Below are 24,818 nucleotides of genomic sequence, written 5' to 3'. Positions count from 1 at the left end.
ACAGCCTTTGAAAACTTCAAAGGCTGTTTTTGTATAATATAGGATTACTACTTATTTTTTATTTTCAATCCACAATTTAGCATTTACAAAAGCCTCTAACCAAGGAGAAACTTCATCTTTTCTTCCTTGCGGATAATTTGCCCAATTCCACTGGAATGTAGAACGCTCTATATGTGGCATGGTTACTAAATGTCTTCCAGTTGTATCACATAGCATAGCTGTGTTAAAGTCAGATCCATTTGGGTTTGAAGGATAGCCTTCATAACCGTATTTGGCAACAATATTATAGTCTGCTTCCGAATGTGGTAAATCAAATTTTCCTTCTCCATGAGAAATCCAAACACCTAATGTTGTTCCTGCCAATGTTGATAACATTACCGAATTGTTTTCTTCAATCTTTACAGAAGTAAAAGCACTTTCGTGCTTCTGAGAATCGTTATACGTCATTTTTCCATGTGCTTCATGTTCTGGATTAATAACTTCTAATTCCATGAACAATTGACAGCCATTACAGATTCCTACTGATAATGTATCTTCTCGTTTAAAGAAGTTTTTCAATGCTGTATTTGCCTTTTCATTATACAAAAATGCACCTGCCCAACCTTTTGCCGAACCTAATACATCTGAATTCGAAAATCCTCCAACAGCGCCAATAAACTGAATATCTTCTAAAGTTTCACGACCCGAAATTAAATCAGTCATGTGTACATCTTTCACATCAAAACCAGCTAAATACATAGCATTTGCCATTTCGCGTTCACTATTACTTCCTTTTTCACGAATAATAGCTGCTTTTGGCTTTGATTTTGCTTTTCCAACGATGTCAGAAATTTTCCCTGTGAAGTGACTTGGGAATGTATATGTTAACGGCTGATTTTTATAATTATCATAACGATCTTTTGCCAAACCATTTGCCGTTTGTTTTTGATCGAGTAGGAAAGAGGTTCTGTACCAAGTGTCTCTTGTTTCAGAAACATCAAACGCGAAATTATCTTCGTGGTTTTTGATGTTTACCGTAGCTGTATTTGTTACATTTCCAATATTGAAAAAGTCAATGTTGTTTGCTTTCAATGTTTCTTCAACACTAGCGTCCGCTTGAAAAACGATTCCCGCATTTTCAGAGAAAAGTACTTTGATTGAATCTTCTTCTGCCAAATTTGATATGTCTAGGTCTGCGCCTAAATTGACATCAGCAAAACACATTTCTAACAAGGTTGTAATCAATCCGCCTGAAGCGACATCATGACCAGCAACAATCTTTTCTTTTTTAATTAAGTTTTGAATCGTATTAAACACAGTTTTTACGTATGCTGCATTTTGTACGTTTGGCGCTTCATTTCCAATAGCATTTAATACCTGATTGAAAGAACTTCCACCTAATTTAAAATCATCTTGTGAAATATTGATATAGTAAATATTTCCATCATTTTTTTGTAAAACAGGTTCAACAACTTTACTGATTTCATTACAATTTGCTGCCGCAGAAATAACTACTGTTCCTGGAGAAATTACTTCATCATCACCGTATTTCTGCTTCATTGATAACGAATCTTTTCCAGTAGGAACATTGATTCCTAAATCAATAGAAAATTCTGAAATTGCTTTAACAGCTTCGTATAAACGTGCATCTTCACCTTCATTTTTACATGGCCACATCCAGTTTGCAGATAGTGAAACACTTTGTAAGTTATCTTTTAATGGAGCCCAAATAATATTTGTTAAAGCTTCTGTGATGGAATTACGACTTCCAGCCACAGGATCTATCAATCCAGAAATTGGCGAATGTCCAATAGAAGTTGCAATTCCTTCTTTTCCATTATAATCAAGTGCCATAACACCAACATTATTCAACGGAATTTGTAATGGACCAACACATTGTTGTTTGGCAACTTTTCCACCAACACAACGGTCTACTTTATTTGTTAACCAATCTTTACAAGCAACAGCTTCTAACTGTAAAACTTGGTTTAGATAAATGTGTGTATTTTTAGTTTTATATCTTGGATTCTTATAATTACGTTCAACAGTTTTATCTGTCATGATTGTTTTTGGAGAACTTCCAAACATATCACTTAATGCCAAATCCATTGGTTTGTCACCTTTGGTTTTTGATTCAAATGTAAAACGATCGTCACCAGTAACATCTCCAACTGTATACATAGGTGAACGTTCACGCTCGGCAATTTTGTTCAACGTTTCTATATGTTCTTCTGCAATGACAAGTCCCATACGTTCTTGTGATTCATTTCCGATGATTTCCTTAGCAGAAAGTGTCGGATCGCCCACAGGCAACTGATCTAAATCAATTTTCCCTCCAGTTTCTTCCACCAATTCAGACAAACAGTTTAAATGCCCACCAGCACCATGATCGTGAATAGAAACGATGTAGTTTTCATCACTTTCTACCATACCACGAATTGCGTTTGCGGCGCGTTTTTGCATTTCAGGATTTGAACGTTGTACTGCATTCAATTCAATTCCTGTTGAGAAAGCACCAGTATCTGCGGAAGAAACGGCAGCGCCACCCATTCCAATTCGGTAGTTTTCTCCACCAAGAATTACAATTTTATCACCTTCTTTTGGAATGTCTTTTATAGCTTGATCAGCTTTTCCATAGCCAATTCCACCAGCTTGCATGATTACTTTATCATATCCTAACTTTCTAGATTTTGCTGTACTTGAAGCATCATTTTCTTTATGTTCAAACGTTAAGACAGATCCACAAATTAAGGGTTGCCCAAATTTGTTTCCAAAATCAGAAGCACCATTTGAAGCTTTGATTAAAATGTCCATTGGTGTTTGATATAACCAATCTCTGGCTTCAAATTTTTCTTCCCAATATCTTTTTTCTTCTAAACGTGAATATGAAGTCATATACACAGCTGTTCCTGCTAATGGCAATGAACCTTGTCCGCCAGCAAGTCTGTCTCTGATTTCTCCACCAGAACCAGTTGCAGCTCCGTTGAAAGGTTCCACAGTAGTTGGGAAATTGTGTGTTTCCGCTTTAAGCGAGATTACAGATTCAAATTCTTGTGTTTGATAAAAGTCTGGTTTGTCTGCAGTTTTTGGTGCAAACTGTTCCACTTTAGGACCTTTTATAAAAGCTACATTATCTTTATATGCTGAAACAATATCGTTTGGATGTTGTTTTGATGTTTCTTTGATGAGTTTGAAAAGTGATGTTGGTTTTTCTTCACCATCAATTACAAATGTTCCATTGAATATTTTGTGTCGACAGTGTTCAGAGTTTACTTGTGAGAAACCAAATACTTCTGAATCAGTCAATTTACGACCTAATTTCTCTGCAAGTTGTTCTAAGTATTCAATTTCCTCTGAATTTAAAGCTAAACCTTCTTGCGTATTGTAGGCTGCAATATCTTCAATATCTAAAATTACTTCTGGTTCAATATCAATGGTAAATGTATCTTGGTGTAAACCGTTGAATTTTTGAGAAATCATTGGATCAAAATCAGCGTAATTTTCAGCTACAGCTTTAAACTCCTCAATTCTGATAATGCCTTCAACGCCCATATTTTGAGTAATTTCTACGGCGTTTGTACTCCAAGGTGTAATCATTGCGGCTCTAGGGCCAACAAAAAAAGCATCCAACGATGCTTGTGCTATTTTAGATACGTTCCCAAAAAGCCAGTTGAGCTTGGCAACGTTTTCTGTTGATAATTCTTTTGCTGTTTGTACAGCAAATACCTTGCTGTCTACGTTTCCAAAGAAATGAATCATTATGTAGTTGTTTGTGTTGTTGTTTTTAAAAGTGCAAATTTAGTGTATTTAGAAGTAATTTAACTTAAAATTAAAGGTATAATTTAGGAGTTATTCACGAGGTTTTAAACATGCTAGATTGTTAGCCTTTTTTAGGCATGTTAAAAATTAGATTATTAGACCATTCTATCTTTTAATTCTTTAGAAAGTCAAAAGAATAGTTTAATAGGTTTTTGTATATTACTGACATAATTTTATCCAACTTATGTATACAAGAAGAATATTTCCTGTAACTGGTGTTTTAAAATGGACACGTCGTTACATCTTTTTATTTCTCATTTTAGCTACTATTCCTGTAATTTTATTTGATGTTTTAGGAATGAAATGGTTTCGAGTGCCTTGGTTACCATTAGGTGTTTTGGGTACAGCTGTTGCATTTATTGTGAGTTTTAAAAATAATGCATCTTATGATCGATTGTGGGAAGCTCGGAAAATTTGGGGTGGCATTGTAAATTCGTCACGTTCGTGGACAATTATGGTGAAAGATTATATTACGAATGATTTTGCGTCTGATTCCATTCCTGAAAATGAATTGTATGCTGTCAAACGTGAATTGGTGCATAGGCATGTAGCTTGGTTAACAGCTTTGCGCTATCAATTGCGAAAGGAGAAACCTTGGGAAATGCACTTGAAGAATAAGCGATCTAATAAGGAATTTCGTTCAAAGCAATATAAAGTTTGTGAAGATGAAGAACCAATTTCAGAAATCATTAAACCATATATTTCGCAAAAAGAACATGATGAAATATTTGCCAAAGGAAATCAAGCTTCACAATTACTAGGAATTCAGTCTAAACGTTTAAAAGAACTAAAAACAAAAGGTTTAATTGATGATTTCCGTCATATGGAAATGACCAATATGCTGGTAGAATTTTACACATTACAAGGTAAAAGTGAACGTATTAAGAACTTTCCATATCCAAGACAGTTTGCAACGTTGAATTATCTTTTCGTATGGATTTTCATTATTCTGTTACCATTTGGAATTATGGATGGTTTTGAGAGTATTGGCGATCATATCCTTAAAGATTTGGCTGTACATGATTCTCATTTTTCAACAATGCATCGAATACAAGAATTTATCGCAAGTCATTTTGAATGGTTTTCTATTCCATTTAGTACGCTGTTAGCGTGGGTTTTTCATACAATGGAAGCTATTGGAGAGAATACAGAAAATCCATTTGAAGGCGGACCAAATGACGTACCAATTACTGATATGAGTAGAGGAATTGAAATAGACATCAGACAATTAATTGATGATACAGATATTCCTGCTCCTTACGAATGGAAAAACGATATTGTGATGTAACTTTTGCTAAATGTTAGCTAGACGTTTGCTCTATATTTTTCTTCACTCGTGCTAAGAAAATCTGCAATAATGAAATTTTTTTCTTACAAATGTATTTTTTTAATTACTTTTAATTAGAAAATAGTAACTAACTAATACCATTATATTATGAGTAAAAAAAATAAAAAAGAACTAAAGTGTAAAGACGTAGAAGGTGTAATATATACTGATGCGCCAAAAAAAATATTGAAACGTTTGGAGTGTGGAAACAAGCGTTTTATGAAAGATAAACTAAGAAATGAAAAACAAGGTAGTATACAACGTGAGAAGTGGAATACAACACAAGAACCTTTTGCAATTGTATTAAGTTGTGCAGATAGTAGAGTAGTGCCAGAACTTGTTTTTGATACTGGATTAGGAGAATTATTTGTCGTACGTGTGGCTGGAAATATAGCTAATACTGATTCTATTGCAAGTATAGAGTACGCAGTGGCTGTCTTGGGATGTAGACTTATTGTCGTGTTAGGTCACGAAGGCTGTGGAGCCGTTGGTGCAGCAATGGATGGAAAAGATATGGGTTATAATTTGAATCATTTATTAGTAAATATTTTACCTGCTGTGAAGGCTTGCGGATGCGATGCTTCTAAAGACAATGTGATTGTTGAAAATGCATTGCATGCTGCGAACGAATTAACTGCTCGTTCTGAAATTATTAGCGGTGCTGTGAAAGATTCAGGATTAAAAATTCATACAGGGTATTATCATTTAGAAAGCGGGAAAGTAGATTTTGATAAAAAGTCACCTTGTAGAAAGAAGAAAGACTAGTTGAAGAATTGAAAGATTTTAGAGATTTCAATCTTTAAAACATTCAATAAACTAAAAAACGCACTGAAATCTCAGTGCGTTTTTTGTTTTATATAATTTGATAAAAACGATTATTTCATCGCGCCTACCATATTTTCTGGTTTTACCCATTCGTCATATTCTTCTGGAGTTACATACCCTAAATTTACAGCTTCTTCACGTAAGGTAGTTCCGTTTTGGTGTGCTGTATTTGCAATTTCAGCCGCTTTGTAATATCCGATTTTGGTATTTAAAGCCGTAACTAACATTAATGAGTTGTTTACCAATTCTGTAATTCTCCCATGATTTGGTTCAATTCCAGCTACACAGTTTACATCAAAACTTACGCATGCATCTCCAATCAATTGTGCCGATTGTAATACGTTGGCAATCATCATTGGTTTGAAAACATTTAGTTCATAATGACCTTGTGTTCCTCCAACAGTTACTGCAACATCGTTCCCCATTACTTGTGCACAAACCATCGTAATAGCTTCACATTGCGTTGGATTTACTTTTCCTGGCATGATAGAACTTCCAGGTTCATTAGCAGGAATGATTAATTCTCCGATTCCTGAACGTGGTCCAGAAGCCATTAAACGAATATCATTTGCTATTTTATTAATTGAAACCGCTAATTGCTTTAATGCACCATGTGTTTCCACCATTGCATCGTGAGCCGCTAACGCTTCAAATTTATTTTCAGCAGTAACAAAAGGCAATTCAGTAAAACGTGCGATAAATTCAGAAACACGTTTTGCATATCCTTTAGGAGTATTTAATCCTGTTCCAACAGCAGTTCCACCTAAAGCTATCTCACTTAAGTGTGGTAACGTATTTTCTAAAGCTTTTAAACCGTGATTTAATTGAGAAACATATCCAGAGAACTCTTGCCCTAAAGTTAAAGGAGTTGCGTCCATTAAATGTGTTCTACCAATTTTTACAACATTTTTGAATTCTTCTGATTTCTTTTTTAAAGTATCGCGTAATTGTGAAACACTAGGAATTGTATTTTCTACAATTTTTTTATAGGCTGCAATGTGCATTCCAGTTGGAAATGTATCGTTTGATGATTGTGATTTGTTTACATCATCATTTGGTTGAATCGTTTTTTCGCCTTCACCAATCTTTTTTCCAGCAATTTGATGTGCTCTGTTGGCAATCACTTCATTCACATTCATGTTTGATTGCGTACCAGAACCAGTTTGCCAAATCACTAACGGAAATTGGTCATCATGTTTTCCTGCTAAGATTTCCTCACATACTTGCGCAATTAGATCTCTTTTTTCAATAGGTAATACACCTAATTCACAGTTTGTAAAAGCCGCAGCTTTTTTCAAATAAGCAAATCCGTAGACAACTTCTAATGGCATACTTGCAGGTGTGCCAATTTTAAAATTATTTCTTGAACGTTCCGTTTGTGCTCCCCAAAGTTTGTCTGAAGGAACTTGTACTTCGCCCATTGTATCTTTTTCTATTCTATATTCCATTACCCTGATAATTGTTTTCGATTTGCAAATTTAATTGTTTTCCATAACATATAGATTTATTTATAATGTTTTTATAGTTAGTACAAATTATGTTTGCTATCGATTTTTTTTACTTTTTAGCTAAGATTTATTTTGAGTGTCTTATTGTGTACTAGAAAGAGTACAAAATATTTAATTTTACTTTCAAAATAGAATAAATGAAATATAACTGCTTACTAATTTTTTGTCTACTATGTTTTTGTTGTGTAGCACAAGAAGTAAATGATGGATATGTACGAGTGATTTTAGATGGTAAAGAAGCATATATGTCTGTAGAAACAGGGGAAATTAGTTCTGATATATCCGAAAAGAATATTGTAAAAGACGTTTCAACTATTACAACTCAGGCTGAAACATTGACTCATATTGTTAAAAAGGGAGAGACTTTGTATGCGATTTCAAAAAAGTATAATATGTCAGTTAATGCATTATCAAATTTGAATGAATTGAAAAGTACAAGTTTACGTATAGGACAAGTTTTAAGTGTACAAACTGCGGAGTTCAAAGATGAATCAACAAATATATATATCGTAAAGAAAGGAGATACACTGTATTCAATTTCAAAAAGAAATGCGATATCTGTTTCTGATTTAAAAAGTCTCAATAATTTGAATTCCAATGATTTATCTATAGGACAACGATTGAAAACTAAATAGGTGACATTTTAGAATCACGTATATGTACTTATATATGTTTGATTGTATTTTCAGTATCTTGTAGATCAACTAATAAACAACGAATAATGAAAAACAATTATATATATACGTTATTAATTTGCGCGTTATTTTTTGGATGTAAGCATGATACTAAAAAGTGTCCTAAATGTCCAAAAACGCATGTTGAAGTTGCAACAACGGTAAGCAATAATAAGTTTATAGCATTGTCAGATGTACATGTAGATGGAGATTTAAATGAAACTACTTTTGGTCATTCAGCTGTAAGTGTTACAAGTGAAAAACTTTGGTTGCGGACAAAAGCTAAGATTGAATTAACAGCTTGTAAAGAAAGCCCAAAATTTATGGTGTATTTGGGCGATTTACCAGGTTATGACGATAATGAAAGAGCAAATAATACACATTTAATGCTTGAGAATCTACGAAACTTAGAAGTCGATTTCCCAATTTTGTATTTACCAGGAAATAACGATTCTTTAGAAGGCGATTATCATTCTTTTAGTAATAGTGCAGAAGAAACTGTATTGACTAAAGATGAAGATAAAACAAATCCTTGGCCAATTATTAATAGCAATTCTTCAACAGTTCAGGTAAAAAACTTGGATGATTCTAAGAAAGCGTTTGGTTATTACTCAGTAGATTTAGTAGATGGAACAAGTACATTAAAAGTTATTGCACTAAATACCGTAATTTTTTGTTCAAAAGGATATCATCACTATGTTGATGATGATGGCGTTTCGCAACAAAAAGCATCACAAGAGCAAATGGCTTGGTTAGAGAAAAAATTAGGTACACTTGGTACTAACGATCGCGTACTAATTATGATGCACATTCCACCAGGAACTGATGGTTATAAAAATGTAGATAATAGCGGAAACGTTACTTACGGTCAAATGTGGAATAATCAATTGACGTATACAACAAAGGATAAAAAGGGTAAAACAGTTACCTATGAACTTCAAGATGGATTTATTCAATTATTAGCAGGTTATAAACCTAATATTGTAGGTATGCTGAATGGACATACACATTTGGACGGATTGCGTAGAGTATACAATTCTACACATAAGCAAACTCCAGAATTTGTAACATATAGCATCACAACTCCAGGAATTGCAGTAAATCATAATAATAATCCAGGATTTAAGATGTTTACGTATGATTCATCTACGTTTGATTTACTAGATTTTAAAACATACTATGCTTCACCAACAAATACAACGAAAGATGGAGAGTTTGAATATGCAAAAGATTCTTATTATACATTTAGAGAAGCGTATAATGTAACAGGTACAACAAAAACTATTCGATCAGTTATTGAAAACTCATCAACAGGTCTACTTGTAAAAAATATGGGGAAAACGATTGGCGTAAAAAGTAATAAAGATGTTAACAATGCCATGAATTTAGATACAGCATTAACTGTGTATAGACAAAAATAAAATTGTTAATAATTATAGATGTTTCTATATGAATATTTAATTTAATCCAATATCTTTGTGGCTGAATTCGATAAATTCCGGAAAATATGTTTGAATTTGATCAATATTTAGGCTTTTTAGCTTTCCTTACAATCTTAACCATTGGATTTTGGTTAATGATTCTTTTATTAACCTTCATCGTACCATATTGGGTAGGTGGAGCGTTGAAAGAACGTTTTGATGAGTGGAGAGAAGCAAAAAAAGACTCCTAAATACTAAAAGGACAAAAGCAAAAAGGGAACTCATATGAGTTCCCTTTTTTAATATATTACTTTTTCCAAATTCTACTTTTAAAAGTATCATCAGTTGGCGTAGTATATACGTGATTAAAATAATTACTCATTGTTTTAATTCCAACAGCGGCAATTACACCAAGAATAGCAGTTTCTGTATAACCAGTATTTAAAAACGTATCAATAGCTTCATGAGAAGGTAAACCTCGTGTTGTTGTTATAATTTTAGAGAATTCACTTAATGCTTTTAATTTTTCATTCGGAACCTCCGTATTCGCCCGTATGGCATCAGTAACTTCGGTTGGAACATTTGTCATATGATCACCAACAAAACTATGTGCAGCCATGCAGTATTCACAATTATTCTCGTAAGAGATAGATAGAAAAATTACTTCTTGTTCTTGTGAGCTGAAGCCAGAATTTGCTCTGAATGAATTGTACGAGTTAACATAACTATCAAGCAATGCAGTATTGTTAGCCATGCCTGCATACATATTTGGAATAAAACCTAATTTCTTTTCAGTATCCTTTAAAATCGTACTCGAAATTGCATCTGAATTTTCAATAGTTTTAGGAGCTAACGTTATTTTTTTTAATGTATTCATATTATATGGTTTTAAATTTAATAACTAAGCATTTGCTTAGTTATTGATTAAAAAAAAGGTTTATAAATTTTCAATTGTTGTTACGATAAAATCATCAAGCTGTTGTTTGGTAAACATTTTAGAAGCGACAGATAATCCTTGTAAAGAAACCATTAGATAATTAGCCTGTTTTTGAACCAATGCTTCAGTTTTGGTTGTGTCTTCTTTTAACTTTTCAATAAATGCAGTTTTTACATTACTGGCAAATTTTAGAATTTCAGTCAAAATCAATTTATCAGCATTCTGACCTAATTCATTAACTGTATTTGTCAATAAACAACCTTTATTTTGATGTGTGTCTTTAGAGAATTCTATAAAATTATGGAAATATTGTTCAATAGCAACGATTCCATCTTTTGAAGCTAATAGTTTGTCAATAAGTTCTTTTTGTGCTTTTTTCTTGTAACATTTCATGCTTTCCAAAAAGACACCTTCTTTGTTTCCAAAACTCGAATACATAGAAAACTGATTGATGCCCATTTCTTTTTCAAGCATTCTCACAGAAGTAGTTTCGAATCCATTACGCCAAAAAAGCTCCATTGCTTTTTCAATAACTTCTTCCTCTATATATTGTTTTTTTCGAGCCATATTAATTTCAACAATCAAAACTAAGCAATTGATTAGTTTTGACAAAATAAACTTTTGTTAAAATAAAATAGCGATACAAACATTGTTGTGTTTATATCGCTATTTTTCAATATATATTGGGGAATCTACTTTAATTCTTCTAATAATAATTCAGCTACTTTTTCTGAAGATGCAGGGTTTTGCCCTGTAATTAATAAGCCATCTTTCACAGCATAACTGTTCCAGTCGGCGCCTTTTGAATATATTCCGCCATTTTCTTTCAACATATCTTCAACCAAAAATGGTACAACATCTGTTAACTGAACAGCAGCTTCTTCACTATTGGTGAATCCTGTTACTTTTTTTCCGTTCACTAATGGAGTTCCGTCCATATTTTTTACATTTTTCAATACAGCAGGCGCATGACAAACTGCAGCTATAGGTTTTTTGTTGATGTAAAAAGATTCTATTAATTTGATAGAATTTGGGTCTTCTGATAAATCCCATAATGGTCCATGTCCACCAGGATAAAAAATTGCGTCATAATCAGCTTCATTGATAGTTGCTAACTTTAATGAATTGGCTAAAATATTTTGCGTTTCTTTATCTTCATTAAATCGTTTTGTTGCAGGAGTTTGAAAAGCTTCATCCTCACTCTTCGGATCTATTGGTGGTTGCCCACCTTTTGGTGAAGCAATTGTAATAGCTATATTTTTATCTTTTAAAGCATAATATGGAGCTGCAAATTCTTCAATCCAGAATCCGGTTTTTTCTCCAGTTTTTCCAAGTTGGTCATGACTTGTTAAAACGAATAATACTTTTTTTGATTTAGTTTCAGAAACCTTGGGAGGTTCTTTACTTTTCATAGTACATGCAGTGATTAAGATGATTACTGCAAGTACACTCATTATATACTTCATAGGGGAAATTGTTTTATTTATAACAAAAGTATAAAATGATGTGTGAAAAAAAATTGATGTATGTTAAAAAGCGCTGTTTGCAATTTCTTTTCGAATACGACTCAAACTTTCTGTCGTAATACCTAAATAAGAAGCAATATGATAGTTTTTTACATACTGTTCAATGTTTGGGAAATCTTGTGTAAAATTGAGGTAACGTTCTTTTGCAGATTGTGATAAATTGGCGAGAATTCGTTTTTGAAAATTTACAAACGCACGTTCCAGTTTTTTACGAATATAACTTTCTGTTTTTTGAATTTTAGCATAAATTTCTTCCATGTCATCTTTAGAAAATTTAAATACTATTGAATCTTGAATACATTCAATATTTAAAACTGCTTTTGATTCAGAAAAATAGGCAATGTAGTCACTTATCCACCAATCTTTAATTGCAAATTGAATAGTGTGTTCTTTTCCAGCTTTCGTAATAAGGTATGTTCGCAAGCAACCATCAAATACAAAATAGTGATGTTTTACATGCTCTCCTGATTTTAAAAGAATTGTACCTTTTTTAACCTTGATGCATTCACACTTTTGTTCAATAAATGAAACCTCCTTTTTAGTAAAAGAGAGTTTTTTTGTAAAAATTTCTTGAACAATGGCATATGATTCCTGCATGAAAAAATAATTATTGTAAGTATAAATCTACACATTAATTCGCTTGATATATAATTTTTTATAAAGAAATTTCAATCCTTCGAAAAGAAATAACGTACAAGAAATTAAAGCTGTAAAAAACAATGTGCTGTATACGAGATCATTAAATTGAAAAAAATTAGTGAAATAAGAAAGTAATTCAATAGCTATAGAAGCGCCTAAAACAATGCGAAGTATTTTTTTAATAGAACCTTTTACCAAATACATTTCATAAAGTACAATTAAACAAACAAAGAATAATACTTCAAACCCTTGATATCTAATACAGATTATTATATCCGAATCGTTTACTCTATTCATCGCAGCTTGAAAACTACTATATGAGAAATAGGTGAAAACTAATTGTAAAACTAAACACGAAATTCCAAAAATGAATTGTTGTGACTTCATACTAGTAAGTTACAATTTTTTTAAAGCAATAAAAAATGATTGCAAAATTTTAAAAAACTGAAACTTTTACAAAATACTATTGTCTTTTTAGTAATTTCGCAATCTCAAAAAAGAATAGATGATTACTGTTGATAATATTGCCGTAGAATTTAGTGGAACTACGTTGTTCAGTGATGTAAATTTTGTCATTAATGAAAATGATAAAATTGCACTGATGGGGAAAAATGGTGCTGGGAAATCTACAATGATGAAAATTATTGCTGGAGAACAAAGCGCAACTCGTGGAAAAGTAAGTTGTCCAAAAGATACGGTAATTGCCTATTTGCCACAGCATTTATTGACAGAAGATAATTGTACGGTGTTTGAAGAAGCTTCTAAAGCATTCAAGCATATTTTTGAAATGCGTGATCAAATGGATGCGTTAAATACAGCATTGGAAACACGAACGGATTACGAAAGTGATGCGTATATGAAAATCATTGAAAAAGTTTCAGAATTAGGAGAGCAATTCTACGCATTAGAAGAAATAAATTATGATGCCGAAGTTGAAAAAGCACTAAAAGGACTTGGATTTAAACAAGGCGATTTTCAACGAATGACAGATGAGTTTAGTGGTGGATGGCGAATGCGAATTGAATTGGCAAAGATTTTATTACAAAAGCCAGATTTAATTTTACTTGATGAGCCAACTAACCACATTGATATAGAATCGGTGATTTGGTTGGAAGATTTTTTGGTGAATAAAGCAAATGCTGTGATGGTAATTTCGCATGATAGAGCATTTATTGACAACATTACAAATCGTACAATTGAAGTCACAATGGGACGTATTTACGATTATAAAGCAAACTATTCTCATTACTTAGAATTGCGAAAAGATCGTAGAACACATCAAATAAAAGCATACCAAGAGCAACAAAAATACATTGCAGACAATCAGGCATTTATTGATCGTTTTAAGGGAACATTTTCAAAAACGAATCAAGTAGCTTCACGTGTTCGTATGTTGGAAAAATTACAAATCATAGAAATTGATGAAGTAGATAATTCTGCATTAAAACTAAAATTTCCGCCAGCGCCACGTTCTGGAGATTATCCAGTTATTGTGGAAGAATTAACTAAAAAGTATGACGAACATGTAGTTTTTAAAGATGCTAGTTTCTCAATTGCTCGTGGCGAAAAAGTATCGTTTGTTGGGCGAAATGGAGAAGGGAAATCAACTATGATTAAATCTATTTTAGGAGAAATAGAACACGAAGGAAATTGTACGCTGGGACACAATGTAAAAGTTGGATACTTTGCGCAAAACCAAGCTTCTTTATTGGATCAGAATTTGACAATTTTTCAAACGGTTGATGAAGTTGCCAAAGGAGATGTGCGTACACAAATTAAAAATATTTTGGGTCAGTTCATGTTTAAAGGAGATGATATTGACAAAAAAGTAAGTGTACTTTCTGGTGGAGAAAAAACACGTTTGGCAATGGTGAAATTATTGTTGGAACCTGTGAATTTATTGATTCTGGATGAACCAACAAACCATTTAGATTTACGTTCTAAGGATGTTTTAAAAGATGCATTAAAAGCATTTGATGGAACTTTAATTCTAGTTTCGCATGATCGTGACTTCTTGCAAGGTTTATCACAAAAAGTATTTGAATTTAAAGAAAAACGTGTACTAGAACATTTTGAAACGATTGATGCTTTCTTAGAAAGAAATCGTATAAAAAGTATCAAAGAAATTGATTTGAAAGCATAAATTATAAAGAATGTTTATTCCATAAAAATTTTACTATCACTGTCGATATTGGTCTTTTTATTAAATTGAAATTCGTAGAAATTTGCAGCTCCTTTTTTTGCAGAAATCACTTTAGAAGTTCTTCCCATTTCTAAATTGTTGTTATCAAAAACTTTAAGTGAAAGTGTGTCATTAAAATCTTTGTCAAAAATTAGATATACATTTAGCATATTATCGCTTCCTCCATCAATGCTTCCAAGTGTTATTTTTCCAAATGAAATACCTTTATTTTCTATGTTTTCGTCTGCATTAATTTTGATTTGAAACGTTTCTTCTACACCTTCAGAAACACCTTTGCTAAATTCTCCAACAGATTCACCGACAATTTTCCCGCCTTCTTTGATAGCGCTCTTGGTTGTTTCTTTGACTTTTCCACAAGAAACTATACAAAAACAAGTCAGCAATAGTGTAAAAATTGATTTCATTTTTTATCTTTTAAATTTTGTGAAATATAGCAAATATTATGAATAGTTTTATGTTTTGCATAGTGTCTTTCAAGCGTGAAGATGTTCCTTTACAATATCTAAGATTTTTTTAAAATAATAATAGAAATGTCTATGTGGTTTATTCAAAGTGTATACTATATAAAAGGCTGTTTTTGAATACTGAAAAACAGCCTTTTCTTTGAAGTTTTTTAAACAATTTTCCATTCACCATTCTCATAACGACAAGTTATTTGATTAGTTTTGGTTAAATCTAAAATAATGTATCTGGATGTAGCTTCCGTAGAATTCAAAGTACTATCCATAGTACCAGTTTCAATATCTTGTTGAAACCAAACCATTACTTCATCTTTTGGAGTTAATGTCGCCTGACCTATTACTATCTGGTTTTCTGATACATAAATAGGATCCATAGTAGTTTGTCCCTCAATTCCTGTAGACATTTGAGATACACCAGTATGAATAGGTCCGTAATCATTTATAAATGTTAAACTTGTATCTGGACCACCACTAACTTGTTTTTCTAAAACACCATATTGATTAAGTGTGCAGCTATTCCCTAAATCACATGATTGTGTATTTGTAACTGGGTTTACAACAACTCCGTTTTGAAAAGTATTATTGCCAAATAATTCATATTGTGGTTGCCATGAGAATTGATTGACTAATAGAAAATTTCTATAAACTTGCCATGCGACATTAAAACTACTGTTTACTTTTTTTGCAAAGCATAAATTATATGCTGATTGTTTTAGTATTTCCAAATCATTTGTTGCGATTTCTACTTTTACTGTTTTCATTTTTGAATGGTTTTAGAGTGATTAATTTATGATAATATGGTATTTAGTTTTTATTTAATAGTTTGAAATTTATTGATGAAATCTTTATACTTTCCGCTTAACGTAGCTTTATAACCGCCTGTTAATATGATAAGATTATCGGCAAGAACAATTTCTTCTACTTTTTGAACGTTCACAATAAAGTTACGATGTGTTCTGTAAAATTTTGTTTCATCCAATAAATCAAGAATTTTCACGAGTGAGATGAGAATAACAAATTTTTCTTTTTCAGTAATGATATTACAATATTTTTCTTCAACTTCTATGTAAATGATTTCGTCAATATGAACTTTTTTGAGGGACTTTCCTTTTTTAATGAATAGATAATCTTTACTAATAACAGTATTTTCATCTTCGCTTGAAAAAGAATCTTCTTGCCCATAAAACTTTTCTAAAGCCGTTTCAATCGCATATAATAACTCCAGTTCATTGAAAGGCTTCACGATATAACTATAGGGATGTGTAAGCTTGGCGCGATCAAATATTTGACGGCTTGTTGAACTTGTTAGAAATATAAAAGGTCTTAACTTATTTGGTTGTGTGTCTATGAGTTCAGCAAAAGCAATTCCGTCTGGTCTTTCGCCTAAAAAAATGTCAATAATTGCAATATCAATGTCTTTTTCATAAAATAATTGTACGGCTTCTTTAAAGGTTTGTGCTATGCCAGCAACATTAAAACCATTCTCGCTGAGAATTTGACTCAGTATATCGCTTTGTTCAGGTGTATCTTCAACAATAAGTACATTAATATGGTTCATTAGGTAGGGTTTTTAGGTAGTGAAATAATCATTTTGGTGCCTTTTCCAAGTTCACTTTGAATAGAAAAATCACCATTGTTTTTTTTAATCATTGATTTACAGAGTTGCATGCCCAATCCAGTTCCAATGATATCTTCATGTTTCTTTTTGGAAAGTAGTTTGGTGTTTTTTAATAAGCCTTCTCGTGTTTCGTTGTCCATTCCAATGCCAGTATCTTCAACAATAAGATGACAAAAATTTGAATCATCATTTTGTGTGTAAATTGTAATAGTTCCTTTTGAATTGGAAAACTTAATGGCATTATCTATAAGATTTCGTAAGATGATTTTTAATGATTCTTGATCCGCATATACAATAGTTTTCTTATCAATTTTAGTAGAAAAAGAAATCTCTTTATCTGCTAAAATCGCTTTGTAGTTAAACGAAACATGTTCAACAATAGAAGCTACACGTAATTTAGTAATTTGAAAAAAAGATTGCTTGGCTTGCAACATTGCCCAATTGAGTAGATTGTCTAATAAATTGTATGCGCTGTTGACAATAGAACTATTTTTATTTAGTAAACTTTTGACTTCTTCGTTATTTTCGGTATTAAGCTTAGTAACCAACTTTTTATTACTTGTTTTAATAGCATTTACAGAAGAACGCAAATCATGACTCACAATAGAGAAAAGTTTGTCTTTTGTAGCATTGAGTTCATCTAAATCTTCTTTTTGCGCATTGATAATTTTATTAGATTTCACTTTTTCACGATAAAAATAGAAACTAGCAATTAATAATAGTAAAAGTATAATTGCTGAATACAAAAAAGTATTTCGTTCAGCTTCTTGTACTTCATTTTTAGCTTTTAAAACAGCAACTTGTTTTTGTTCTTTTTCAACTGCAATTTTCTTTTCTGCTTTTGCAGTTGCGTAAATTCTATTTTGATCATTGAGAGAAGCTGTCCATTGTTCATATTCTTTTCGGTATTGAATCGCTTTTTTATACTCTTTTCGATTTTCTTCAACAACTGCCATATTTAGCGCTGTATTTTGTTTTGACTTTAAATCGTTAGTAGTTTTAGCTAGTCGATACGCTTTTTCAAAATATGGAATCGCTTGTGCGTCTTTATATTGATCATAATAAAGCGTCGCTAAATTTCCATAAGAACCAATAAGTTGAATAGTATCTTTAGCTTGCTCTAATAGTAGTATACTTTTAGTTAAATATGGTTCAGCTTTCGCATAATTTTGAAGATGTAAATAACAAACACCAATGTTATCTTTAATACGTTCAATATTTGTGATTATGAGCGAATCATTCGTTAGGTTTTCTATTTCTTTGAAATAAGCAAGAGCTTTATCATATTCATGCGATTCTAGAGTTATTGTACCTAGAAATGCAGTTATAGTATTGTGAAATTTAAATTTTTTAGAGACTTTTAAAAACTCTCTTTTTGCTTCTTTAAAAATTTCTTTTTGATTAAAACTGTACCCACGAAAAAAATGGCAATAATCTATTAGTTCTTTATTTTTAGGAGAATTATTTAAGCATTTTGTAGTATAAATTAAAGTAGAATCCCATTCCCTTTGAATAAAAAAAATACGTGCTTTTGAAAAATGGTTATATGTTTTTAATTGGTCAGTACTACTTTTTACTTTTTGTTTCAAGTTGTCAAACTCAAAATCTTTTTGTGAAAAAAGGAGGAGTGGGCTAATAGAAAGAATCAGAAAAAATATAGTTTTTAACCTTAAATGCATGTACTATTTTTTATACAATGTAGGTAAAATTTTAAAATAAAAAAAAGTAGTGATTTTGTACTCACTACTTTTATATTAAGATGTACACATTTGAATCTGTTTAAGAGTTCTTTTTTTATTAATATTAACTACCGCTTGTAGGATTTTTAACAGTAGTCACAGTTCCTCTTGTAGTTGCGGGATCAGTATCAATTAGGAAAACTTTTGCAGTCACAATACCTTCTAATTTTATCCCATTAAATTGATTTACTCCTAGGTTTACATAGAAGCCGTCATAATAGTAATTTGGTGATATTTGTCCTTTGTAGTCAAAGGAAATATATATATTTAATTGAGGTTCCCCAGTTGTATTTAGCGTAAAACTATATTTAAATTTTAAGTTATATTTTGTTATAGAATCTATAGTTCTTGCAAAAGTCGTAATATATAGACCAGCTAATAGATTATTGTTATTTGTATCGTAGTATGGGAGCACTACGGGAGAGAGAATTCTTTTACTGCCAAGCGAGAATTGTTGTAACCCTTTCAATGGAGAATGTCCAGAATGAATAAGGGGTAAAGTATTGTAAAACATATCGCTAAAATCAATCGTCTTTAAGCAGGTACTATTAGAATATTTTTTTATTGTTTTAGCTTTATCTAGTATTTGCTTTATAATTGCCATTTCTTTAGTAGCAATTAAGGGTGTTTTTTGTTGGTGTGAAAAAATCATAATATAATTGGTTATTTATTTTCCCTACTCTATTTAGGCTTTTCGGATACCGCCTTTAACTTAATTAAATGATTCTATGGTTTGTGGACTTGTAATTATAACTAGCTAACACTTGTAGGGTCTTTAACAGTAGTCACTGTTCCTCTTGAACCAACAGGATCATCTTGCCAGAGGTATGTGGTAACTTGTTTAGGACAAACGGGTAAATCTAGTTGAAAATTAACATAAAATATTTCAAGTTCAGATTCAGATTCAGATTCAGGTTTAAGGGAATAGTCAATTAAAAATTCAGGAGTAAAGTCAGTTCCACTCCATTGATTTTTAAGATATATCTTTATTCCATCATTCAAAGTCTTACCTGAAGGAGTTGTAACTAAGCAACAACAGAAGTAGTCAAGTGAATATAAATTAGAATTAGGTTTTTTTAATGCTGTAACAATCGAAATCGGATTATAAAGATGAGGTAAATTATTCACAGTAAGCATTTCTAGTAATGCAGTGCTCTTAAGTAATAAGTCTTTATTTTCTAACACAGTTATTATTTTTTCGGAAGATTTCTTTTTCTTAATTTGATAACTATACCCATTTGGTATGTTAAAATATGGAGAAGGTGGTTTAGTAGTTTTTACTGGTGGAGAAATAATTGTTGCTGCTGGAAAAACAATTTCTGTTGGTGAAGACTTAGTTTCTGTTGGTAAAGGCTTAGTTTCTGTTGCAGGTAAAAGAAGGTTTATTATGTTCATAATATAATTAGTTTAAATATTTCCCCTACTCTATTTAGGCTTTTCGGATACCGCCAATTGTTTAGTTATTAAAAAATTGTATAGAATTACTAGCTTGTTTAGTTAAGTAATTCTATACAAAGAAAAAGTATAGTACACTTGAGTATGAGATAAATAGAACGAAAGGCTACTTTTTAGGAACGAAGACAGAAAGTCTTGGAATAAGATTTTTTAAGAAAAGAGTATAAACGAAAACAGCGAACCGAAGTTCGCTGTTATAATGAGTTTATAAAGTATTGTAAAAATATACTAAAAGAAATTATTTTGTATCATCAAGAATTTCTTTTGTTGCAACACCTGTACTTGCAGTATCTATACTGTATAAAGTAGAAATTCCTTGTGTCGTAGCAGCTTGTGAAGTTATTTCAGTATTCTGTTGACTGGTAGTAGCATTGTGAGCAGCATTACTTAGCGCTTGCGAAGTAGCTTGCATTAAGTTTCCCATTGCTATTGCAGGTGAATCGCCAAGAACTTTTGTATTTACTTGTGTAACTGAGTCCGTGATTTGTGAGTTTACGCTTGTTGGTTTAGACATAATATGTTAGGTTTAAAATAATTCATAATAATTTTCTGAAAGCAGAATGGATTCTTTTTAAATTACAAATCACTTTCCTTGATGATAGTACGAATCCAATCATTCGGAATCATATCAATAGTTAAGTTTACGCGTTCTTCGTCTCCATCATTGATAACTCTGTGTGGATCTGTTAAACGTAAGTACCAACATTCTCCAGGTTGCATAGGAACTTCTGTATCATTCAGGAAAAACTGTACGCCATCTTTGTTTAATATAGGAATCGTTAAACGAATTACCGAACTATGTACTTCCAAACCTAATGTTGGATCTGTATGTTGCTGTACAACAGAATTTGGCGCTAAACGTAACAAACGCACCAATGTTACTTTTGTGTTTGCTTTAAAAGTATCTACAACACTTTTTAGATACGGAGAATCGTTTAAATAATCTGTATCTAACCAATCACACCAAGAACCATCTGCATAATCAGCTGCTGGTGGTGGCATTGGAATTGAAGTATCAACCGTATGTGCTGGCGCGCGTAACGGAATAACATTATAATATTCAAAGTTTTGAAGTTTTAAGGCTTCAAACTCAGCTAACATTTTTTCGGAATCAAATGTAAAAGGTAATTTAATTCGATCTTTAGTTCGCTCTTTTGGTTTTGCGTGCGCCATAATATATGATTTTGTATTGATCAGTAATTTTTGAAAATCTAAAGTACTAAAAAAGTATAAAACTGTCTATGTTAAAGTAAAATGAAACTTCAAAATAGCGAGATTTACGTAAGTGAAATCGTTCAGAAATTAGATCTGTATATAACTTTTGCTGTTTAATGAATTAAAGATTCTTTAATTTTTAATATTAAAAAGTAGTAGCTTTACTGGACAAATAAAAAAACAACCAAATGAAAACAATCAAAATTTTAAGTTTATTAGTCATTTTTCTATTCTCTGTTGGAAGCGTTAATGCTCAAAAATTGAAAAAGTTCGGAAGTTCAATTGAAAAGAAAATTGGTCCAGTTAAAAAAAGAGTTCCTTATTTAGACGTTATTAGTTATTTAGGACATGCTTCTCCAGGTACAGAAAGTGAAATAAAAGACGGAAAGAAGTTTTACTACATATACATATGGGTTCCTGCGGTAGCGCCTGAATTAGGTTTGAGAATGGTATCTCCGGCAGGAAAAACAAAAACTAAAAACCCTATTATGGGAAGTGGATATGAAGAAAATAAAAAATCAAAAGATTACTTTGACACGTATATTACACTAGAAAGATCAGATGTATTTACAAAAGGCGGAGTTGCTGATGCAGCAAATGCAACTTGGACTACACTTAAAAAGAATGATGACAGCTCAGAAATGCCAAAACAACCTAGCGGTAGAAAATATAACTCTCTGTTACGTTATAAAAGTAAAACTGGTGATCCTTTAAAAGCATTGACAACAGGATTATACAGAATTGGATTTACATCGTATAAAAAAGGAGAAGTTAATGGAACATTCCTAGCACAAATAGGATCTCCAGTGAAATTACCTGGTATTGTAATGTCTAACTCTATAGAAGGTTTATTAGAGAAAATGTAATAATTGTCAAAAATAACTTTATAAAAAAAAATCCAAGTCTAACCAACTTGGATTTTTTTGTTTTATTTTGAATTAGAACTTTGAAGTACTAGTTATGGAGCAGCACTAAATCCGCCTTCATCATTAAAGTTTTGTCCACCATTTCCACGTTGCCTTTTCTTTTTCTGATTGAACCTGTATGTAAATGATAAATTAAAAGTACGCTCTCTCCATTGAAATTCTCCTTCATTATTAAACGTGTCTGTAAATGATTCTGACTGACGTTTTCTTGAATTAAATACATCACTTACGTTGAACGCAATGGAAGCTTTGTCTTTAAATAAATCTTTGCTGAATGCTAAGTTTGCAGAGAAAAGTCCTTTTCTAATATTCTGTGCATCTTCACTTGGTCCTCTGTAAAATAAACGTGTTTGCCAGTCAATTCCGGCTGGAAGCGTTACTTTATTATTGATACGAACAAACCAACTTAAATTTTCAGCATCAAAATTTACACCATTAAAATCACCTCTATTAATTGATTGAAATAAATTAAAGTTTCCATTTACACGCCATTTCCTTGATGGATTGTACGTCAGCGTAAATTCAAAACCATAACGGTCATTTCGAGCTAAGTTAATTGGAGTTCTACGAATAATTGGTACTTCTTCACCATTTAAGATTGTTGTTTCACCAGTATCTTCACTTATAAAATTGAATACATCTGTCGCGCGTTGAAAGTAGATAGAAGTATTTAATGTAAGTTTTCCGAAACGATTCAAATATCCTAAATCAACTCCGTTAGAATAACTTGGATCTATATCTGGATTTCCTTGAAATACATTGGTAATACTTGAACGTGATGGAAATGGATTGATGAATCGTGAACGTGGTCTACGAATTCTTCTGTTGTATCCTAACGTAATACTTTGATCTTCTGTAATTTCATATCCAAGATTTATAGTAGGGAAGAGGCCAACATAATTTTTCTTATCTAATGTTCCGCTTGTTAATTGATCTACTGTAATTCGTGTGCTTTCCATACGTAAACCTAACAAGTATGAAAACTTGTTCATCTTGTTTCCGTATTGTGTGTAAAAAGCATTTACATATTCACGATAGTTTAATACGTTGCTTAAATCTGAATCAGACACAAAATCGTTTCCTTCTAAAAAGGCAACTAAATAATCAGTGTTTAGGTCTAAAAAGTTTCCACGGTATCCAAATTCAAACTGAGCTGTTTCACTCAACGGAACTGTATAATCTGTTTGTAATAGAATACGATCTTGATCTTCAATCGTTCCTACTTGTTCTGCCAATACATTATCAACCGAAATAAATGAATTTTCAGTTTCGCTGCTACTTTCATATTGAAAATCTACAGTTAATTTATGACCACTTTTTTCAAAGTTCTTATCAAAGTTTAATGCATACTGAATCGTTTTGTCATCTTCTGTTTCAGGATCAAAACGAGTACTCTGATTCGTTATATTAAGACCTGAATCAAATTGCGTAAGTGTATTTACAGTACTACTTTCATTATCACTATTTCTGTAGACTAATGAAGCCGTTAATGAACTCGATTTATTGATATACCATTCGACACCAAAGTTGGAGTTGAATCCTTTTCGAATACGATCAAACGTTCTGTCTTCTTCTAAAAATGTATTTGGCTCATCACCATTAAAATATTCGGTAAACGTATTTGAATTTCCAGGAACTTCTCTGTAATTGTATCCTGAAGTTGTAAAGAAATTAAAATCGCCAGTTCGGTAATTAATATTTCCAGAAACACCATATCCTTTTGGATATGAAATGTTTGTAGTAATAGCTCCGTTGATTCCTTGTAATTTGCTACGACGAAGAATAATGTTTAAGATTCCTGCAGTTCCTTCTGCGTCATAACGTGCTGATGGAGATGTAATGATTTCTACTTTTTCAATTGCTTCTGCTGGTAATTGTCGTAATGCATCTGTTGAATTTAAGCCAACTAACCCAGAAGGTTTTCCATTGATTAAAATACGAACGTTTTCATTTCCTCTTAGGGAAACATTTCCTTCTACATCTACAGAAACCGAAGGAACATTGTCTAGCACATCACTAACAGTTCCACCGCGAACCGTTAAATCTTTTCCAACATTATAAATTTTCTTATCAAGTTTAATTTCAACCGTTGTTTTTTCAGCAATAACTTCTACTGCTGCCAGACTTTCTAAATCTTCCGTCAGTAAAAAGTTTCCGAGAGAAGTATCTTTTAAAAGTGGTTTTGATTTTATTGTTTGTGATTTGAATGAAATAAATTCCACTCTAATATCATATGTATCAGCATCGACAACAATGCTAAATTCACCTTTTCCGTTGGTAATTCCACCAGTTACAGGTTTCTTTTTAGCAATATCTTGAAAAATAATGGTTGCATATTCAAGAGGTTGTTTAGTTTCCTTGTCGAATACTTTCCCAGTAATGGTAACCTTTTTTGAAGTATTTCCTCTTTGTGCAAATACAGTTGAGATAGTTCCTAAGAAGAATAGGAAGAATAATAGCTTTTTCATTTCAGTGAGTAATTTTTTTTGGCTTTTTGATCTTCTTTTGACTGCAAAGAAAAAGGATGGTTTAACTATAAATGGTTA

The 24,818-nt window shown here is 31.8% G+C and carries 22 protein-coding genes; 7 read left to right on the top strand and 15 right to left on the bottom strand.

Going from position 1 to position 24,818, the window contains the following annotated elements; all coding sequences use genetic code 11:
• Nucleotides 1-51 precede the first annotated feature (51 nt).
• Nucleotides 52-3,738, bottom strand: coding sequence for a phosphoribosylformylglycinamidine synthase (purL, locus tag ACUUYC_RS23475; protein WP_474269918.1), 3,687 nt, complete (start codon nucleotides 3,736-3,738; stop codon nucleotides 52-54).
• A 244-nt stretch (nucleotides 3,739-3,982) separates the two neighbouring features.
• Between purL and ACUUYC_RS23470 the strand changes: the two genes are divergently transcribed.
• Entirely contained in the window at nucleotides 3,983-5,086 is a 1,104-nt protein-coding gene (locus tag ACUUYC_RS23470) for a bestrophin family protein (RefSeq protein ID WP_474269917.1), read from the top strand.
• 147 nt (nucleotides 5,087-5,233) lie between these two features.
• A complete protein-coding gene (locus ACUUYC_RS23465; protein WP_474269916.1) occupies nucleotides 5,234-5,890 on the top strand; it encodes a carbonic anhydrase in 657 nt (218 codons plus the stop codon).
• 110 nt (nucleotides 5,891-6,000) lie between these two features.
• Here the strand turns inward: ACUUYC_RS23465 and fumC are convergent, their stop codons facing one another.
• Nucleotides 6,001-7,398: a class II fumarate hydratase gene (gene fumC, locus ACUUYC_RS23460; RefSeq protein ID WP_474269914.1), complete on the bottom strand. Its 1,398-nt coding sequence runs from the start codon at nucleotides 7,396-7,398 to the stop codon at nucleotides 6,001-6,003.
• 197 nt (nucleotides 7,399-7,595) lie between these two features.
• Between fumC and ACUUYC_RS23455 the strand changes: the two genes are divergently transcribed.
• The 3 genes from ACUUYC_RS23455 (at nucleotide 7,596) to ACUUYC_RS23445 (ending at nucleotide 9,804) form a co-directional block, all read left to right on the top strand.
• On the top strand, nucleotides 7,596-8,093 hold the full coding sequence (locus ACUUYC_RS23455; protein WP_474269912.1) for a LysM peptidoglycan-binding domain-containing protein: 498 nt from the start codon (nucleotides 7,596-7,598) through the stop codon (nucleotides 8,091-8,093).
• Between the two features lie 86 nt (nucleotides 8,094-8,179).
• Nucleotides 8,180-9,553 (top strand): metallophosphoesterase, encoded by a 1,374-nt coding sequence (locus tag ACUUYC_RS23450; RefSeq protein ID WP_474269910.1) that lies wholly within the window; start codon nucleotides 8,180-8,182, stop codon nucleotides 9,551-9,553.
• Nucleotides 9,554-9,639: 86 nt separating this feature from the next.
• Nucleotides 9,640-9,804: a hypothetical protein gene (locus ACUUYC_RS23445; protein ID WP_405301422.1), complete on the top strand. Its 165-nt coding sequence runs from the start codon at nucleotides 9,640-9,642 to the stop codon at nucleotides 9,802-9,804.
• A 56-nt stretch (nucleotides 9,805-9,860) separates the two neighbouring features.
• Here ACUUYC_RS23445 and ACUUYC_RS23440 read toward each other — a convergent pair whose 3' ends face one another.
• The 4 genes from ACUUYC_RS23440 to ACUUYC_RS23425 form a co-directional block, all read right to left on the bottom strand.
• Nucleotides 9,861-10,430 (bottom strand): carboxymuconolactone decarboxylase family protein, encoded by a 570-nt coding sequence (locus ACUUYC_RS23440; RefSeq protein ID WP_474269909.1) that lies wholly within the window; start codon nucleotides 10,428-10,430, stop codon nucleotides 9,861-9,863.
• Nucleotides 10,431-10,490: 60 nt separating this feature from the next.
• On the bottom strand, nucleotides 10,491-11,102 hold the full coding sequence (locus ACUUYC_RS23435) for a TetR/AcrR family transcriptional regulator (protein ID WP_474269907.1): 612 nt from the start codon (nucleotides 11,100-11,102) through the stop codon (nucleotides 10,491-10,493).
• A gap of 80 nt (nucleotides 11,103-11,182) precedes the next feature.
• Nucleotides 11,183-11,902 carry a type 1 glutamine amidotransferase domain-containing protein gene (locus ACUUYC_RS23430; protein WP_474270563.1) on the bottom strand — a complete coding sequence of 240 codons (720 nt, stop codon included), beginning with the start codon at nucleotides 11,900-11,902 and terminating at the stop codon, nucleotides 11,183-11,185.
• A 117-nt stretch (nucleotides 11,903-12,019) separates the two neighbouring features.
• A complete protein-coding gene (locus ACUUYC_RS23425) occupies nucleotides 12,020-12,613 on the bottom strand; it encodes a Crp/Fnr family transcriptional regulator (protein WP_474269905.1) in 594 nt (197 codons plus the stop codon).
• Between the two features lie 547 nt (nucleotides 12,614-13,160).
• Between ACUUYC_RS23425 and ACUUYC_RS23420 the strand changes: the two genes are divergently transcribed.
• Entirely contained in the window at nucleotides 13,161-14,798 is a 1,638-nt protein-coding gene (locus ACUUYC_RS23420) for an ABC-F family ATP-binding cassette domain-containing protein (protein ID WP_474269903.1), read from the top strand.
• Between the two features lie 14 nt (nucleotides 14,799-14,812).
• Here the strand turns inward: ACUUYC_RS23420 and ACUUYC_RS23415 are convergent, their stop codons facing one another.
• From ACUUYC_RS23415 to ACUUYC_RS23380, 8 genes are all read right to left on the bottom strand, one after another.
• Nucleotides 14,813-15,262 (bottom strand): hypothetical protein, encoded by a 450-nt coding sequence (locus ACUUYC_RS23415; RefSeq protein ID WP_474269901.1) that lies wholly within the window; start codon nucleotides 15,260-15,262, stop codon nucleotides 14,813-14,815.
• A gap of 209 nt (nucleotides 15,263-15,471) precedes the next feature.
• A complete protein-coding gene (locus tag ACUUYC_RS23410; protein ID WP_474269899.1) occupies nucleotides 15,472-16,080 on the bottom strand; it encodes a hypothetical protein in 609 nt (202 codons plus the stop codon).
• Between the two features lie 50 nt (nucleotides 16,081-16,130).
• Entirely contained in the window at nucleotides 16,131-16,877 is a 747-nt protein-coding gene (locus tag ACUUYC_RS23405; RefSeq protein ID WP_474269897.1) for a LytR/AlgR family response regulator transcription factor, read from the bottom strand.
• Nucleotides 16,877-18,526 carry an ATP-binding protein gene (locus ACUUYC_RS23400; RefSeq protein ID WP_474269895.1) on the bottom strand — a complete coding sequence of 550 codons (1,650 nt, stop codon included), beginning with the start codon at nucleotides 18,524-18,526 and terminating at the stop codon, nucleotides 16,877-16,879. The genes ACUUYC_RS23405 and ACUUYC_RS23400 overlap by 1 nt, the downstream gene beginning before the upstream one ends.
• A 214-nt stretch (nucleotides 18,527-18,740) precedes the next feature.
• Nucleotides 18,741-19,328: a hypothetical protein gene (locus ACUUYC_RS23395; protein ID WP_474269893.1), complete on the bottom strand. Its 588-nt coding sequence runs from the start codon at nucleotides 19,326-19,328 to the stop codon at nucleotides 18,741-18,743.
• Between the two features lie 101 nt (nucleotides 19,329-19,429).
• Nucleotides 19,430-20,071, bottom strand: coding sequence for a hypothetical protein (locus ACUUYC_RS23390; RefSeq protein WP_474269891.1), 642 nt, complete (start codon nucleotides 20,069-20,071; stop codon nucleotides 19,430-19,432).
• 298 nt (nucleotides 20,072-20,369) lie between these two features.
• Nucleotides 20,370-20,645 (bottom strand): RebB family R body protein, encoded by a 276-nt coding sequence (locus ACUUYC_RS23385; RefSeq protein WP_474269890.1) that lies wholly within the window; start codon nucleotides 20,643-20,645, stop codon nucleotides 20,370-20,372.
• 62 nt (nucleotides 20,646-20,707) lie between these two features.
• Complete coding sequence (locus ACUUYC_RS23380) at nucleotides 20,708-21,304, bottom strand: aspartyl/asparaginyl beta-hydroxylase domain-containing protein (RefSeq protein ID WP_474269888.1); 597 nt, start codon at nucleotides 21,302-21,304, stop codon at nucleotides 20,708-20,710.
• A gap of 230 nt (nucleotides 21,305-21,534) precedes the next feature.
• Here ACUUYC_RS23380 and ACUUYC_RS23375 point away from each other — a divergent pair, with 230 nt between their 5' ends.
• On the top strand, nucleotides 21,535-22,212 hold the full coding sequence (locus ACUUYC_RS23375; protein WP_474269887.1) for a LipL32 family surface lipoprotein: 678 nt from the start codon (nucleotides 21,535-21,537) through the stop codon (nucleotides 22,210-22,212).
• A gap of 92 nt (nucleotides 22,213-22,304) precedes the next feature.
• Here ACUUYC_RS23375 and ACUUYC_RS23370 read toward each other — a convergent pair whose 3' ends face one another.
• Nucleotides 22,305-24,740, bottom strand: coding sequence for a TonB-dependent receptor (locus ACUUYC_RS23370; protein WP_474269885.1), 2,436 nt, complete (start codon nucleotides 24,738-24,740; stop codon nucleotides 22,305-22,307).
• Nucleotides 24,741-24,818 lie beyond the last annotated feature (78 nt).

Source organism: Kordia sp. E (genome assembly GCF_056033805.1).
The sequence above is the reverse complement of the archived record's forward strand: the minus strand, read 5'-3'. Positions and strand labels throughout refer to the sequence as shown.

Bases quoted from the DNA above. Each gene is read 5' to 3' on its own strand.
- purL (WP_474269918.1), bottom strand. From the start codon at position 3,738: ATGATTCATTTCTTTGGAAACGTAGACAGCAAGGTATTTGCTGTACAA.
- ACUUYC_RS23470 (WP_474269917.1), top strand. From the start codon at position 3,983: ATGTATACAAGAAGAATATTTCCTGTAACTGGTGTTTTAAAATGGACA.
- ACUUYC_RS23465 (WP_474269916.1), top strand. From the start codon at position 5,234: ATGAGTAAAAAAAATAAAAAAGAACTAAAGTGTAAAGACGTAGAAGGT.
- fumC (WP_474269914.1), bottom strand. From the start codon at position 7,398: ATGGAATATAGAATAGAAAAAGATACAATGGGCGAAGTACAAGTTCCT.
- ACUUYC_RS23455 (WP_474269912.1), top strand. From the start codon at position 7,596: ATGAAATATAACTGCTTACTAATTTTTTGTCTACTATGTTTTTGTTGT.
- ACUUYC_RS23450 (WP_474269910.1), top strand. From the start codon at position 8,180: ATGAAAAACAATTATATATATACGTTATTAATTTGCGCGTTATTTTTT.
- ACUUYC_RS23445 (WP_405301422.1), top strand. From the start codon at position 9,640: ATGTTTGAATTTGATCAATATTTAGGCTTTTTAGCTTTCCTTACAATC.
- ACUUYC_RS23440 (WP_474269909.1), bottom strand. From the start codon at position 10,430: ATGAATACATTAAAAAAAATAACGTTAGCTCCTAAAACTATTGAAAAT.
- ACUUYC_RS23430 (WP_474270563.1), bottom strand. From the start codon at position 11,902: ATGAAAAGTAAAGAACCTCCCAAGGTTTCTGAAACTAAATCAAAAAAA.
- ACUUYC_RS23425 (WP_474269905.1), bottom strand. From the start codon at position 12,613: ATGCAGGAATCATATGCCATTGTTCAAGAAATTTTTACAAAAAAACTC.
- ACUUYC_RS23420 (WP_474269903.1), top strand. From the start codon at position 13,161: ATGATTACTGTTGATAATATTGCCGTAGAATTTAGTGGAACTACGTTG.
- ACUUYC_RS23415 (WP_474269901.1), bottom strand. From the start codon at position 15,262: ATGAAATCAATTTTTACACTATTGCTGACTTGTTTTTGTATAGTTTCT.
- ACUUYC_RS23410 (WP_474269899.1), bottom strand. From the start codon at position 16,080: ATGAAAACAGTAAAAGTAGAAATCGCAACAAATGATTTGGAAATACTA.
- ACUUYC_RS23405 (WP_474269897.1), bottom strand. From the start codon at position 16,877: ATGAACCATATTAATGTACTTATTGTTGAAGATACACCTGAACAAAGC.
- ACUUYC_RS23395 (WP_474269893.1), bottom strand. From the start codon at position 19,328: ATGATTTTTTCACACCAACAAAAAACACCCTTAATTGCTACTAAAGAA.
- ACUUYC_RS23390 (WP_474269891.1), bottom strand. From the start codon at position 20,071: ATGAACATAATAAACCTTCTTTTACCTGCAACAGAAACTAAGCCTTTA.
- ACUUYC_RS23385 (WP_474269890.1), bottom strand. From the start codon at position 20,645: ATGTCTAAACCAACAAGCGTAAACTCACAAATCACGGACTCAGTTACA.
- ACUUYC_RS23380 (WP_474269888.1), bottom strand. From the start codon at position 21,304: ATGGCGCACGCAAAACCAAAAGAGCGAACTAAAGATCGAATTAAATTA.
- ACUUYC_RS23375 (WP_474269887.1), top strand. From the start codon at position 21,535: ATGAAAACAATCAAAATTTTAAGTTTATTAGTCATTTTTCTATTCTCT.
- ACUUYC_RS23370 (WP_474269885.1), bottom strand. From the start codon at position 24,740: ATGAAAAAGCTATTATTCTTCCTATTCTTCTTAGGAACTATCTCAACT.